A 14,353-nucleotide genomic window follows, 5' to 3' on the forward strand; every position below is an offset into this window, starting at 1 on the left:
AGGATGGCGGATTCATATACACACAGCCAGGATATTTTCGAATGCCCGGATCATCCGGGCTTCCTGTCGTATGAGGAGGCTGCGGCCTATATTGAAGAGATACCCAGGTTCACGAAGAAGCATACGCTTGAGCACACGAAGGAATTCTTAAGGAGGCTTGGGAATCCGGCGTTTGACCGTAAGATCATCCATGTGGCAGGAACCAACGGGAAGGGATCTGTGTGCGCGTACCTGCAGGCGGTCCTTATGGCGGAAGGCAAGAGCGTGGGCTTCTTCACGTCCCCGCATCTGGTAACCGTCAATGAACGGATCAGGAGGAACAATGTCCCCGTTGATGATGAGACGTTTCTTGCGGTATTCGCGAAGGTGATGGCTGTTGTCAGGCAGATGGAAGAGGACGGGATCGAACATCCGTCATATTTTGAATTCTTATTCGGCATGGGGATGGAAGCATTTGCCGGGATGGATGTGGAATATATCATCCTGGAGACAGGACTTGGAGGGAGGCTTGACGCGACGAATTCGGCGGAGCATCCGTGTCTTACGGTCATTACTTCTATTAGCCTGGACCATACGGAGATCCTGGGAGATACCATCCGGCAGATTGCCGCGGAGAAGGCGGGGATCATTAAGCCGGGGGTGCCTGTATTCTATGACGGGAGCAGCCGGGAGGCGTCTGAGGTGATCCGAAGTACGGCGCTTGAAAGGGGGGCGCCCTGTAGAGAAATATCGAAAAATGCGTTCGAAATCCAAGAAGTTACCCGGAAATATATTGCTTTTTCGCGGACGAATGCGTATGATAAAGATGTTATGAACGTAAGGGTTCCGATCTGCGGATGCTATCAGGCGATGAACGCTGAGATCGCGCTGGAGGCGGCAGAGTATCTCTTGAGAGAAGAAGAGATTCACGGTGAACGGTGGCAGGAAGCGCTGGCGTCTGTCCGCTGGGAAGGGCGGATGGAAGAGGCGGCTTCGCATCTGTACATAGACGGTGCGCATAATCCCGGGGCGATCGAGGCATTTGTGGAAAGTATGAAGGTGCTTGGAGCCGACAGGGGAGAAGGTCCGGTGATCCTCTTCTCGGCAGTCAGTGACAAGAAGTACGGGCAGATGATTGAATATCTGTGCAGGAATCTGAAGGCAAAAGCATATGTGGTCACGGAAGTAGATGATGCAAGGAGAGTTCCGGCGGCAGAGCTTGAGCGGGTATTCCGGCAGCATACCGCGGGGAAGGTCTTAAGGAGGGACGGACTTGCGGAAGCATTACGCGCCGCGGAGGAAGAGCGCGGGGAAGACGGAGATATCTACTGTCTGGGTTCCCTGTATCTTGCGGGGATGATTAAGAAGCATATAGGAAGGAGCGGTCGGCATGCTTGATTATGAAGAGGAACTCAAGAAATTCCAGCCAAGCCTGGAGGTTGAGGATATAGAGAATGCAGTCTATCAGGAGGATCTGACAGATATGACGGACATCCTCCGGGAGATGATGGAACAGGCGAAGTAGAAGAGTAGAGGATCGTATATGGAGTATACACAGAAGCTTTCCTACCAGTCCATGCACTGGTATAACGACGGATTGAAGAAAGCGAAGATTCGGGATCTGTCCGGCGCAATCACGTCTTTGAAGAAGAGTTTACAATATAATAGAGCGAATATTGCGGCAAGGAACCTGCTGGGACTTGTATACTACGGACGCGGAGATGTGGTCGAGGCGTTGGTGGAGTGGATCCTCAGCAAGAACTTCCAGTCGCATGACAACATTGCCAATTATTATATCCAGAAGGTCCGTGAGACAACAGGAGAGCTGGAAGCGATCAATCAGGCCGTGAAGAAATACAATCAATCTCTGGAATACTGCTGGCAGAACGGAGAAGACCTGGCGATCATCCAGCTTAAGAAGGCTGTGACTGTGCATCCGACATTTGTGAAGGCTCATCAGCTCCTGGCCCTGATCTATATGCATACGGAGCAGTATGCGTATGCGAGGCAGTCGATCCGTACAGCGTACAAGCTGGATACTACGGATGAGTTTACTTTGCGCTGCATGCATGAACTGAATCAGATCCGCAGATCCAGGAATGTCAAGATCAAGGAGAAGGAGAAGAAGGACAAGCATACGATCACCTATAATCTTGGCAATGAGACGATCATCCAGCCGGTATCCAACAGTATTAAGGACAACGCAGGGCTTCATACCATTCTTAATATCGTGCTTGGAACGGTGGTGGGGGTTGCGGTGATGTGGTTTCTGATCATGCCTGCCATCAATGCGTCGCGTCAGGATGAGGTGAATGAACAGACGGTGAAATTCAGCGACCAGATCGCCACGCAGACGGCTCAGATCAGCGCGCTCAAGAAGGAACTGGAGGAATACCGGTCGACCAGTGAAGAGACAGAGAACGTGCAGGCAACGGCGGCATCAACGCAGGAAAGCTACGAGATCGTGATATCGGTCGCGTCCCATTATCGGGCGGAAGATATGAGCGATGCCGCCATGGTGGAGGAGCTTCTGAAGGTGAATCCGAATTCGCTTGGAACGATCGGGCGGGAAGATTATGATGAGATCACCGCAGAGTTGTATCCAAGGATGTGTTCTTCCTTATACAGCACCTCGCGGGAGAACTATCAGGTCGCCAATTATGAGACCGCGATCTCGAACCTGGAGCAGGTAATGCAGATGAACGAAGGTTACAGCGATGGGGCCGCACTGCTGCTTCTTGCGCAGTCCTATGAGAAGAGCGGCAATAATGAGCAGGCCAACCTCAAATACCAGAAGCTTGTGGAGAGTTATCCGGATACGGAGGCGGCAGAAGAGGCCAAGGATGCGCTGAAGGCAAGGAACAGCGATACCGCGCCAGAGGAAGACGAAGGGGACGCTGCCGGCAGCGAAGGAGACGATACGGAATAAAATCCGGCTGTTTGGAAGCAGGGCAAAAGGTTATAAATTACGAAAGAAGAGGATATGCGTGAGAGGCATATCCTTTTTGTTATGTGTAGGAAGAGGCCGGGAAAACGGCGGGCAGGGGAATGGTTTCGCTCCTGCTGTAAAAACAGGCGCAAGAAGGAGGATGTATATGAAATATCAGGTACAGGAGAACTGCCTGACGGTATTCCTGCCCAATGAGCTGGATCATCACAATGCGGAAGAGATCAGAAAGGAGTCGGATCACCTGATCGAGCATAATCATATCCGGTATGTGATCTTCGATTTTAAGGAGACGAATTTCATGGACAGTTCGGGGATCGGAGTGATCATGGGGCGTTATAAGCGTATCTATTTGCTGGGAGGAGAGATGTGTGCGGTGCATGCGAATGAGAGAATGAGGAAGATATTGACCATGTCGGGAGTGACCAAAATCATGCAGATATATGAGGAGGAAGAGTAGATGGAGCATACCAATGAGATGCAGTTAATCTTTGACAGCCGTTCATCCAATGAGTCATTTGCAAGAGTGACGGTGGCGGCCTTTATGACATCCCTGAATCCTACGGTAGAAGAGGTCTCGGATGTAAAGACAGCGGTATCGGAAGCGGTGACGAACGCGATCATTCACGGATATGAGAATGAAGTACATAGTATCTGTATCCGGTGCCGCACGGAGGGTAAGACCTTGTATCTGGAGGTGGAGGATACAGGCAGAGGAATCGAGGATGTGAAGCAGGCAATGGAGCCGCTTTTTACTACGAAGCCGGAGCTTGACCGGTCGGGAATGGGATTCTCGTTTATGGAGGCGTTCATGGACAGGCTGGAGGTGTTCTCGGCTCCAGGCAAGGGAACGACGGTGCGGATGGAAAAAACCATTGGAAAAGGAAGGAGACTATGGACCACACAATCGCTTTGATTCAGAGATCTCACGAGGGGGATGAAGAAGCAAGGGCACGGTTGGTGGAAGAGAACACGGGGCTGGTCTGGTGTATCGTTAAGAGATTCTATAACCGGGGCGCGGAAGCGGAGGATTTGTTCCAGGTAGGCAATATCGGGCTTCTGAAGGCGATCGACAAATTCGATATGTCTTATGACGTGAAATTCTCGACTTATGCGGTTCCGATGATATCGGGGGAGATCAAGAGATTCTTAAGGGACGACGGGATGATCAAGGTCAGCCGTTCGCTTAAGGAACTGGCTTATAAGGCATATCTCTGCCAGGAAAGGCTCCAGGAGAAATGGGGCAGAGATCCGACTGTCTCGGAGATCGCCGAGGAGCTGGGCGTGGAGAGGGAAGAACTGTCGCAGGCTTTGGACGCCAGCGGCGATATCGAATCGCTGCACAAGCCCATTTACCAGAAGGAAGGGCAGGAGATCCGGCTGATGGATAAGCTTCAGAAGACGGAGGGGGAGGAGGAACAGATCCTTAACCATATGCTTCTTAAGCAGCTTCTGGCTTATCTTAATAAAGAAGAACGGCGTCTGATCTATCTGAGGTATTTCGCAAACCAGACACAGACGCAGGTAGGCGCGGCTCTGGGTATTTCCCAGGTCCAGGTGTCGAGGATGGAGAAAAAAATATTAAAAAATCTTCGCGAACGAATATAACAGGCATACCATGTATATTTTTCTTGATAACCATCCATACTAATCCGCAAAAGGAATAAAGAAGGTGGAAAGTATGGATGATGCAAGAAAAAAACTCAGGGTATGCCTGATCTGTGTGGTAATGGCGGCGGTGATCGTTGGGTTTGCCTATTATTTTAATGATGTGAGGACGCGCAGTACAATGGATGAGGGGACGCTTGTGCGGCATTATATAACGCTTCGAGGCGGCGAACAGGCATAAGATTAAGGAAAGAAGAGGACAAGTATGGCAGGAAGTGAGACTGTATATATCAAAGCGGACAGGAATGTGGAGGTCACGAAACCGGAGGTCACGCTTGGGGATGTTCTTAAGATAGAATGTTCCAACCCCAATATGGTTCCGAAGCTGAATACATTGAAGCTGCTTAAGTTCCATCATACGGATAAGAAGCATCAGAACCGCACGGCAGTGTCGATATTGCGGGTGATCCAGTGTATTCATGAGCAATATCCGAATATCGACGTACAGAATATGGGGGAGACGGACTTTATCGTGACTTATGAGGAGCAGCAGACGGCCGAGGGAGCAGTACATTATATGAAGGCCGCGGTGGTGGTGGTGATCAGTTTTATCGGAGCCGCCTTCTCTATTATGGCATTTAATAACGATGTTGATACTACGAAAATGTTTTCCCAGATCTATGAACTGCTTACGGGAAATAAATCGGATGGGTTCACCATCCTGGAGCTGACTTATTGTATCGGACTGGTTATAGGGATTCTTACATTCTTCAATCATTTCGGAAAGAAGAAGTTCTCGGTGGACCCAACGCCGATGGAAGTCGAGATGCGTCTGTATGAGAACGACATTCAGTCCACCCTGATCGAGACGTATTCCAGAAAGGAGAAGGAACTGGATGTGGGTGCAAATTCTACTGGCAGTCATCGGACTTAGCGCAGGTATGGTCGTGGCGGGAGGTCTCTTCTCGTTCATCAGCGGACTTGGGGTGATATCGGATTTTGCGGACCGGACGCATACCGGCGAGCATATCCTTCTGTATGAGGACAGTGTGGCGCTGGGCGGTATCCTGGGAAATATTTTCTTCATCTATGGAATACAGATTCCCTACGGCGCTTGGCTTACACCGGTATTCGGGTTATTCGGCGGGATATTTGTGGGATGCTGGTCGATGGCGCTGGCGGAGATCCTGAATGTGTTCCCGATCTTCGTCCGCAGGGTCAAGCTGCTTCGGGGGATTCAATACTTGATTCTTGGGGTTGCACTGGGGAAAGGGATCGGGGCATTTATATTTTTCTTTAATCGATTTTGAGAAGGAGGAAACTGGATATGGATAAGGAACGGCAGCAGCAGGCGTATGAGAATTATGTGAAGAAGAAGACGCCGGTGCATAACCTTCCGGCGAATATGGGGAAGGCATTCATCGCGGGAGGCGTGATCTGCACGGTCGGGCAAGCCGTGCTGAATATTTGTGAGAAGCTTGGACTTGATAAGGATGTGAGCGGGGGATGGACTTCGATGATCCTGGTGGTCATCAGCGTCCTCCTTACAGGATTCAATATCTATCCGCGGATCGCCAAATGGGGAGGCGCAGGGACACTGGTTCCGATCACCGGGTTTGCCAATTCGGTTGCGGCGCCGGCGATCGAGTATAAGAAGGAAGGGCAGGTCATGGGTATCGGCTGCAAGATCTTCACGATTGCGGGGCCGGTGATCCTGTATGGTATATTTACAAGCTGGGTGCTGGGATTCGGGTACTGGCTTCTTAAGGTCAGCGGTATCATCGCGTAGAAACAGGGAGGGAAGGAAACGATGACGAAGGGATTACAGAGTATTGCTTTTAAAGAGTCTCCCTACCTGGTCAGCAGTGCGTCTGTTGCGGGAAAGAAGGAGGGCGAGGGGCCTCTGGGGAAGATGTTTGATATGGTAGAGAAAGAAGACCTGTTCGGGGAAAATACATGGGAAGAGGCAGAGAGTACCATGCAGAAGGAAGCATGCCTTCTTGCAATGGGGAAGGCGCATATGGAGGCGAAGGATGTGAGGTATCTGTTCGGCGGGGATCTTCTGCGGCAGGGAGTCGCTACTTCTATGGGAGTATCGGAGCTGAATATTCCGCTGTTCGGTCTGTTTGGAGCCTGTTCTACATCTGGGGAGGCTCTTGCGCTGGCCTCTATGAGTGTGGCGGCAGGATATGGGGAGTGTATGCTTGCTGTCACGTCGAGTCATTTCGGAAGCGCGGAGAAGGAGTTCCGTTTCCCGCTGGGGTATGCGAACCAGCGTCCGTTGTCCGCACAGTGGACGGTCACCGGAAGCGGGGCGTTCCTGGTGGGGACGAAACGGAGCCATGTGAGGATCACAGGTGTGACGGTTGGCAAGATTGTTGACTATGGGCTTAAGGATTCCCAGAATATGGGCGCTTGTATGGCTCCTGCAGCCTGTGATACGATTATCCGTAATCTGGAGGATTTTGGAAGGAAGGCGGAGGACTATAACCGGATCATTACCGGGGATCTGGGGTATGTCGGCCAGAGTATCCTGTTTGATCTGATGCGCGGCAAGGGATATGATATCAAGAAGAACCATATGGACTGTGGGATGACCATATTCGACCAGATGACGCAGGACACCCACGCGGGCGGAAGCGGCTGCGGCTGTGCGGCCACGACGCTGTCTGCGTATATTCTGCCGAAGGTTGAACGCGGGGAGTGGAAGAGGGTGCTTTTCGTACCGACCGGGGCGTTGATGTCGACAGTGAGTTATAATGAGGGCGCGAGTGTGCCTGGTATCGCACACGGTATCGTGCTGGAGCATTGCTGATGTCTGGCAGTAACAGTTATGTGCGAGAATGTGAAGGAGAGGGAGATAGCCTATGGATTATATAAATGCATTTTGGATCGGAGGGGTAATCTGTGCGCTGGTGCAGATCCTGCTTGATCGGACGAAACTGATGCCGGGGCGTGTGATGGTTCTTCTGGTATGCAGCGGCGCGGTGCTCGGGGCGCTGCACATCTATCAGCCGTTTCAGGATTTTGCCGGGGCGGGCGCAAGCGTGCCGCTTACAGGATTCGGAAATCTGCTGTGGAAGGGTGTGAAGGAGGCTGTGGATAAGGAAGGATTTATCGGGATCTTCATGGGAGGATTCAAGGCGAGCGCGGTGGGAATCTCCGCGGCGCTGGTGTTCAGTTATCTGGCTTCGCTGATGTTCGATCCGAAGATGAAGAAGTAGAAATGGATTCCCATTCACGCCGGTAAAAATATTTGTTGCTTTCTATGTATGCAAATGGTATTGTAGAAAAGTAGGGTTTAAAAAGATTCAGTATGTACATTAGGAGGAAGTAATGAATTACTTGGATATTATCATACCATTTGCGGGTGGACTGGGAATGTTCATCTATGGTATGCAGATTATGGCTCAGGGGTTGGAGAATGCGGCCGGGAACAAGATGAAGTCCCTGTTAGAGGTTCTGACTAAGAATAAGCTGATGGGGGTAATGCTGGGGGCGGCGATCACGGCGGTGATCCAGAGTTCGTCTGCTACGACGGTCATGGTGGTTGGTTTTGTCAATGCGGGAATCATGAATCTGTCGCAGGCCATGGGTGTGATCATGGGAGCGAATATCGGTACGACGGTGACCGGATGGCTGGTGTCTGCGGTTGAGTGGGCGAAGTTCTTAAGCCCGTCGAAGCTTGCGCCGATCGCCGTTATGCTGGGCGTGATCATTATGCTGACAGGGAAGCGCCGCTCTTCCAAGGAGATTGCGAGTATCATCGTGGGATTCGGTCTGCTCTTTATCGGTATCACGACCATGTCTTCTGCGGTTTCGCCTCTGCAGGAGTCCGAGAGCTTCTGTAATATATTCGTGACGCTTGGGGATAATCCGCTGCTTGGAATCCTTGCCGGTACGGTTGTGACGGCGGTGATCCAGAGTTCGTCCGCGTCTGTCGGTATTCTGCAGAGCCTTGCGGCGGCAGGTCTGGTCCCGTTCAGCGCCGCAGTCTATATCATCATGGGTCAGAATATCGGTACCTGTGTGACGGCGATCCTGTCAAGTCTTGGGGCGAAGAAGAATGCCAAGACGGCTGCTTTGATGCATCTGCTGTTCAATATCATCGGAACCGCGATTTTCAGTATTATGGCGATCATATACTATGAGTTTGTGAATCCTGAGATCGGGTTTGGTTATATTTCCCAGACAGAGATCAGTATGGTGCATACGGTCTTCAATATTGGTACAACGGTGGTTCTCTTCCCGCTGTCGGGGTGGATCATCAAGCTTGCCAAGAAGATCGGCAGGGTGGACGAGGATGCGCAGGATAGAAGTGTTGTGCTTTTGGATGACCGTATCTTAGAGACGCCGGGTATCGCACTGCAGTCAACGGTCAGAGAGGTTGCCCGTATGGCGGAGATCGTAGAAGAATCTCTGGAGGTGGCCAAGAGAGTATTGTTTACTCTTAAGAAAGAGGATATCCAGTTCTTGAAAGAGGAAGAGGATACGGTTGACAAATTGAGTGCCGGAATTACCGAGTATGCGGTGAAGCTAGGTTCGCTTCGAATCAGCGAGAAGGAGCATCAGGATGTGGCGCATCTTCTGCAGATGGTGTCGGATATCGAGCGTGTCAGCGATTATTGCGAGAATATATCCGAGTTCGCGGAGACCATGTATGAGAAGAAGGTGTCCTTCTCGGAGACGGGAGCTGCACATCTGCGGGAAATGTTCGATGTGTGTGCGGACAGCTATAAGTTCGCATGCGAGGCATTCACAGAGCAGAGCAGGGAGAAGGCTCTGAAGGTGATTGAGAAGGAGACGCAGGCGGATGATCTTGAGATCTCCCTTCGGAGCAAGCATATCAAGCGTCTGGCCGCAAACCAGTGTACTACGGATGCTGGGATCGTATTCCTGGATGCGCTGGTGTGTCTGGAGCGTATCTCTGACCATGCGCGGAATATCGCGGAGGAAGTGTTGGAGGGAGTGTAAGGCTCTGTGCTTACTATAATCCTATAAACAAATATTGACTGATGACCGCTCATTGGCCGGGCGGCTAAAGCCGGCATATAACGTCCGGGAAGAATTGAAAGAGGAACCCCTGAGATTTGTAGGGCTTGAAAAAGTCTGAAATTCCATGGGTTTCTCTTTTATATGGGAAAAAGCAGCCGTTTATCAGGCAATTTTGCTTAAACGGCGCGTCCCATTTCATATGCTGCATTCATGAGGGAGGTTTCCGTAACTTCTCCGGCGTTCATTACATTTGACGCGTAGATGCGACCCTTAATTTCTTGTTTTTCCAAGTGTTCAACAAAGCCGTTTAAATCGCCTAAAGAACGCTTGATGATGTCCTCGCCCAGACCTGCCGAGATTATGTAATAAACTTCTTTTTCGCCCAAGTGCTGCCAGATCGGATAGGTTCTGTCGATAAATGTTTTCATCTGGGCGCAGATTCCATAGAAATAGACCGGTGTTGCCAATACCAAAACATCTGCCTTTTTAAAAGCTTCTAATATGTCTGCCATATCATCGTTTAACGTGCAGACTCCGTTATTTTTCATGCAGGAATCACATGCTCTGCAATAACCTATTTTCTTTTCTGACAGGCGGACAAGCGTTACGGAATTGCCGCTTTCTTCGGCGCCTCTTTTGAATTCCTCGCACAATAATTGTGAATTGCCTCTTTTTCTTGGACTGCTTGAAATGATTAAAACATTTTTTATTTTAACTTATGCTCCTTTCTTAGATCGTTGAATCTCGTATGATCAGCTGTGTCTCATACTCGGAATATACGTGCGGAGAATCGGGGTACTGGATTCTCTCCAACATCTGGCGCGCGGCTGCGATTCCGAGATATTTCTGCGGTGTATGTATGGTCGTGAGCGAAGGTGTGATCCGTTCGGATGCCGGAATATCATCGAATCCCACAACGCTTACATCCTTGGGGATCTGATAGCCTAAGAACTGCAGGGCGTACATCAGCTGGATTGCCGTCCAGTCGTTGCCGCATATGAATACATCCGGCAGAGACGGCATATCCTGGATCTTTTTGACGACCAATTGAAAATTCCGGAAGTCGTCCGGCGTCTCGTTTAACAGGCAGTAGCGGGTGTCGAGTTCTAATCTGTTCTCCGTCAGGCATTCGCAGAGCGCGTCGTATCGTTCCTGAAATCCCCGACCAACGTTTGCCGAATAGATGTCCCCGATAAAACCGAAGCGCTCCGCTCCCTTATCAATTAATTGCTTTACAATACGCTGCACATTCTTCTTATTCTCCATGGTAATCACATCGATCCGGTCGAGAGCCTTGGTATGCTTTTTGGGCAGATCAACAGTGATGATCGGCAGATTGTATTGTAATAATGCGCTGCACACTGCGGCGTCGCAGATCTCCACGATGATAATCCCTTTGATGGAGGGATCGTTGATGGAAGAAGGAAATTCTAACTTCTTCAGGTCGCTCTCGGACATAATGCCGATCACCAGATGATAATTGGCGCTTGATAAGATAGATTCAATACCGGTCAGAACAGCAGTCCAGAATTCGGAATCCGAGGCGTAGGTTCTGGTTAAGAACAGGATAAAGCCGTTGTTCGCAGGTGCCGGGGCCGTGGATTCTGCCGGGGCGGGCATCAGTAATGTCTCATCTATATTCTTATAGTTCATCTCATTCGCTTTCTTAAGAACTAATTGCTTTGTCTTGGCGGACACCTGATCGCTGTTCTTCAGAGCCTTTGCGACGGTATTCCTAGAAAGGTTCAGTTCCTCTGCGATCTGCTTAATGGTGCATTTCATATCCTCACCTCCACAGCTATTGTAACATTACCTGATATAAAATGGAAGTATAAAATGATGAGATTAATAAAATGCACGAAATGCACAAAATTAATTTATGAATATATATAAAATGCATAAAACAGCGGATTTTATTATGTGGAAAAAAGGGAAAAGAATAAAAATGCACTATAAATATTGAAAATAAAATGTGCATATGATAATATTTTAGACATAAAAGGAAATATAAAAACATGCAAATGGTGCAAAAAGTGAAAGGAGAAAACATGCACAAATTATTCTATAAACCGGAAAATGCATGGGTGGGTGATCTGATCCCATATTATGATAACGGTACATATTATGGATTCTATCTGCATGATCCAAGAATAAAAGACAGGGAGTATGCGGAAGAGACGACCTGGCATCTGGTGACTACCGAGGATTTTGTCCATCTTGAGTATAAGGGAGAGGCTATCAGGAGAGGAGGGGATGACAGACCGAATAAAAATGCGTATACGGGTTCGGTGATCAAGGACAAGGATGGGCTCTACCACGCATTTTACACAGCTTATAATGAAAAGTTCAATATCAATGGAAAGAGTATCCAATCCGTAATGCAGGCGGTGGGAAGTGATCTGGAACATCTCCGTACGATAGAAGAATTCCTGTTTGTCTCTGACGGCGTCCGGTATGAGGAGTTCGACTGGCGCGACCCTTATGTATACTGGAATGAAGAAGAACAATGCTACGATATGCTTCTGGCTTCCCGGATAAAAGGAGGAGGAGCGCTGCGGGGCGGGTGCATTGCACTTTGCAGGTCTGAGGATCTGATACACTGGTCGTACGAAGAACCATTTTACGCACCGGAAATGTACATTACGATGGAGTGCCCGGAATTGTTTCAGATGGGGGATTACTGGTATCTGGTATTCTCAACGTTCTCGGATCAGTTTACGACGCATTATCGGATCGGCAAGAGTCCAAGGGGGCCGTGGATGATCCCGGAGGATGATGTGTTTGACACCAGATCAGATTATGCGATCAAGACGGCGTCGGACGGAAAACGCAGATTTGCCTTCGGATGGATCGCCAGCAAGTACGGAAACTGCGACTTTGGTCCCTGGGAGTGGGGCGGAACGATGGTATTCCACGAGCTGATCCAGAATCCTGACGACGGAACCTTGCGGGTCAAGGTGATACCCGGCGTCAGGGACTTCTACAGCGAACCGCAGGAAGAGAAGAAAGCGCTTGCCGCCGGAGCAAAGCTGCAGGAGTGTGCAGGAGGCATCCGTATCGCGGCGGATACGCTGGGAGCGGGGCTTTACGAGATCCCGAAGGACAGCTTCTCTATAGAAATGGACATTCATGTAACGCAGGCCCATGAATTCGGAATTGCTTTACATGTGGATAATGGTTTGGAGAGGGGATATTTCCTTCGTATGAACCGGCGAAGAGGAGAGGCGGCCTGGGATATGTGGCCGCGGTCAGAACAGGGTAGATACCAGTGGCAGATCAAGGGAGACGTTCCCTATCAGATCGAGACTGCAAGGAGGCTGCCGGCGGCAGATGATTATCATGTATTTATCATAAGAGAAGATGATATCTGTGTGGTATATATCAATGATGAAGTGGTACTGTCAACCAGAATGTATGATCATAAAGGCGGCTATGCGGGAGTTTATGCCGTGCAGGGAGAAGTAAAGTTAAGTAACTATGTTGTCAGAACATTAAAATAACAGGAGGAAGACATATGAAGAAGAGATTAGTAAGCGTATTGTTGGCGGTTGGTTTAACGGCGGGACTGGCAGCAGGATGCGGGGCCAAAGACAAGGAAAGCAAGTCGGAAGAAGACGGTGTAACGACGGTTACATGGATGACGTCCAGGCCGGTTGACGGAGAGATCGATCAGGTCATGCATGAGATTGCCGATCAGTACAGTGAGGAAAAGGGCGGGAAATGGAAGATTGAATTCGAGACGACTGCGGACAGGCCGTCATATCTTCAGAAATTAAAGACCTTGATCGCCGGGAAGAATATGCCGGATATCATAGATATCGACGCAGATCCATATTGTCAGGAGCTTGTGGATGCCGGGATGTTGGTGGATGTCAAGAAATTTCTGGAGGAGAATGATAAATATGATGATTTTTATCCGATCGCATTGAAGTATCAGGAGTTCACGGACGGCACCATGTATACGCTGCCGCTGGAGTATCATGTGGAAATGACCTGGTATAACAAGGAGATCTTTGACAAATATGAGCTGACCCCGCCGGCTACGATGGATGAATGGCTGAATGTGTGTAAGACGTTAAAAGACAACGGGGTTACGCCGATCTCCGTGGACGGAGTTGACAGATGGCCGGTTCAGAGGTATCTGGCAATGCTTCCGTTCAGGGAATCCGGCAATGATTTTATCATCGATCTCAGAGACGGCAAAGCGAAGATGGACAGTGATACAGGCAGAGAGGCCGCTGAATTTATGGCAGAGATCGGACAGTATTTTAACGATGGTTTTGCTGCGACCGATTATGCAACGGCACAGTCTATGTTCCTGGACGGCAAATCCGCCATGTACTATATCGGCGACTGGGAAATTGCCGCTATGCAGGAAGCCTATGAGCAGGGAAAGATTGATTATTTCTATCTTCCGGCAACAGATGGAGGCAAGACCAAGGCCAATGAATTCTGTGTGAATTCCGGCATTGGAATGGCATTTAACGCAGAGACGTTTGATGAGAAGACGAAAGACTTCGTGCTGTATGTGATTGAGAATTATGGGAAATTATATGCGGCAAAGCAGCAGATGTCACCGATCAGGACAGAGCTTTCCGATGAGGTGGAATATTCTGATCTATATCTGAAGATTCAGGACGATATGCAGAAGACCGGAGAGAATTTCCTAAAGCCATGGGATACCTATCTGGATTCCAACACCAATACTGTTATGCAGGATAACCTGCTGCTGCTGGCCTCGGGAGATCTTACCGTGGATGAATTCTGCAGATTAGTGGATAATTCGATTGCGGAAAATGCAAATTAAAATTGTAGATTTGATCG

At 49.5% G+C, this 14,353-nt stretch carries 17 protein-coding genes; 15 read left to right on the top strand and 2 right to left on the bottom strand.

Annotated features, from left to right (window positions below; genetic code table 11):
* Positions 1-3: 3 nt before the first annotated feature.
* The 13 genes from VSQ62_RS03370 to VSQ62_RS03430 all read left to right on the top strand — a co-directional run bounded on the left by VSQ62_RS03370 (position 4) and on the right by VSQ62_RS03430 (position 9,508).
* On the top strand, positions 4-1,377 hold the full coding sequence (locus tag VSQ62_RS03370) for a bifunctional folylpolyglutamate synthase/dihydrofolate synthase (RefSeq protein WP_334633197.1): 1,374 nt from the start codon (positions 4-6) through the stop codon (positions 1,375-1,377).
* Complete coding sequence (locus VSQ62_RS03375; RefSeq protein ID WP_334633198.1) at positions 1,370-1,504, top strand: hypothetical protein; 135 nt, start codon at positions 1,370-1,372, stop codon at positions 1,502-1,504. The genes VSQ62_RS03370 and VSQ62_RS03375 overlap by 8 nt, the downstream gene beginning before the upstream one ends.
* 18 nt (positions 1,505-1,522) lie before the next feature.
* Positions 1,523-2,908, top strand: a complete 1,386-nt coding sequence (locus VSQ62_RS03380) for a tetratricopeptide repeat protein (RefSeq protein ID WP_334633199.1) — start codon at positions 1,523-1,525, stop codon at positions 2,906-2,908.
* A gap of 166 nt (positions 2,909-3,074) precedes the next feature.
* On the top strand, positions 3,075-3,386 hold the full coding sequence (gene spoIIAA, locus VSQ62_RS03385) for an anti-sigma F factor antagonist (protein WP_334633200.1): 312 nt from the start codon (positions 3,075-3,077) through the stop codon (positions 3,384-3,386).
* On the top strand, positions 3,387-3,842 hold the full coding sequence (gene spoIIAB, locus VSQ62_RS03390) for an anti-sigma F factor (protein ID WP_334633201.1): 456 nt from the start codon (positions 3,387-3,389) through the stop codon (positions 3,840-3,842).
* Positions 3,821-4,534, top strand: coding sequence for a SigF/SigG family RNA polymerase sporulation sigma factor (locus VSQ62_RS03395; RefSeq protein ID WP_334633202.1), 714 nt, complete (start codon positions 3,821-3,823; stop codon positions 4,532-4,534). Before spoIIAB ends, VSQ62_RS03395 begins: the two co-directional genes overlap by 22 nt.
* A gap of 73 nt (positions 4,535-4,607) precedes the next feature.
* Entirely contained in the window at positions 4,608-4,775 is a 168-nt protein-coding gene (locus VSQ62_RS03400; RefSeq protein ID WP_334633204.1) for a hypothetical protein, read from the top strand.
* Positions 4,776-4,799: 24 nt separating this feature from the next.
* On the top strand, positions 4,800-5,468 hold the full coding sequence (locus VSQ62_RS03405; RefSeq protein ID WP_334633206.1) for a stage V sporulation protein AA: 669 nt from the start codon (positions 4,800-4,802) through the stop codon (positions 5,466-5,468).
* Complete coding sequence (locus VSQ62_RS03410; protein ID WP_334633207.1) at positions 5,431-5,844, top strand: stage V sporulation protein AB; 414 nt, start codon at positions 5,431-5,433, stop codon at positions 5,842-5,844. The genes VSQ62_RS03405 and VSQ62_RS03410 overlap by 38 nt, the downstream gene beginning before the upstream one ends.
* Before the next feature lie 17 nt (positions 5,845-5,861).
* Entirely contained in the window at positions 5,862-6,323 is a 462-nt protein-coding gene (locus tag VSQ62_RS03415) for a SpoVA/SpoVAEb family sporulation membrane protein (RefSeq protein ID WP_334633208.1), read from the top strand.
* A 21-nt stretch (positions 6,324-6,344) separates the two neighbouring features.
* Positions 6,345-7,349: a stage V sporulation protein AD gene (locus VSQ62_RS03420; RefSeq protein ID WP_334633210.1), complete on the top strand. Its 1,005-nt coding sequence runs from the start codon at positions 6,345-6,347 to the stop codon at positions 7,347-7,349.
* A gap of 52 nt (positions 7,350-7,401) precedes the next feature.
* Positions 7,402-7,758 (top strand): stage V sporulation protein AE, encoded by a 357-nt coding sequence (gene spoVAE / locus VSQ62_RS03425; protein ID WP_334633211.1) that lies wholly within the window; start codon positions 7,402-7,404, stop codon positions 7,756-7,758.
* 112 nt (positions 7,759-7,870) lie between these two features.
* A complete protein-coding gene (locus VSQ62_RS03430; protein WP_334633212.1) occupies positions 7,871-9,508 on the top strand; it encodes a Na/Pi cotransporter family protein in 1,638 nt (545 codons plus the stop codon).
* A gap of 197 nt (positions 9,509-9,705) precedes the next feature.
* Here the strand turns inward: VSQ62_RS03430 and VSQ62_RS03435 are convergent, their stop codons facing one another.
* Both VSQ62_RS03435 and VSQ62_RS03440 read right to left on the bottom strand, forming a co-directional pair.
* Positions 9,706-10,239, bottom strand: a complete 534-nt coding sequence (locus VSQ62_RS03435) for a flavodoxin family protein (protein WP_334637551.1) — start codon at positions 10,237-10,239, stop codon at positions 9,706-9,708.
* Positions 10,240-10,258: 19 nt separating this feature from the next.
* A complete protein-coding gene (locus VSQ62_RS03440; RefSeq protein ID WP_334633213.1) occupies positions 10,259-11,311 on the bottom strand; it encodes a LacI family DNA-binding transcriptional regulator in 1,053 nt (350 codons plus the stop codon).
* 266 nt (positions 11,312-11,577) lie between these two features.
* On the opposite strand from VSQ62_RS03440, the gene VSQ62_RS03445 reads away from it, so the two are divergent.
* A complete protein-coding gene (locus tag VSQ62_RS03445; RefSeq protein ID WP_334633214.1) occupies positions 11,578-13,029 on the top strand; it encodes a glycoside hydrolase family 32 protein in 1,452 nt (483 codons plus the stop codon).
* Positions 13,030-13,043: 14 nt separating this feature from the next.
* Positions 13,044-14,336 carry an ABC transporter substrate-binding protein gene (locus VSQ62_RS03450; protein WP_334633215.1) on the top strand — a complete coding sequence of 431 codons (1,293 nt, stop codon included), beginning with the start codon at positions 13,044-13,046 and terminating at the stop codon, positions 14,334-14,336.
* The last annotated feature ends 17 nt before the right edge of the window (positions 14,337-14,353 follow it).

The organism is Sporofaciens sp. JLR.KK001, assembly GCF_036941055.1.
Lineage (GTDB): Bacteria > Bacillota > Clostridia > Lachnospirales > Lachnospiraceae > Sporofaciens.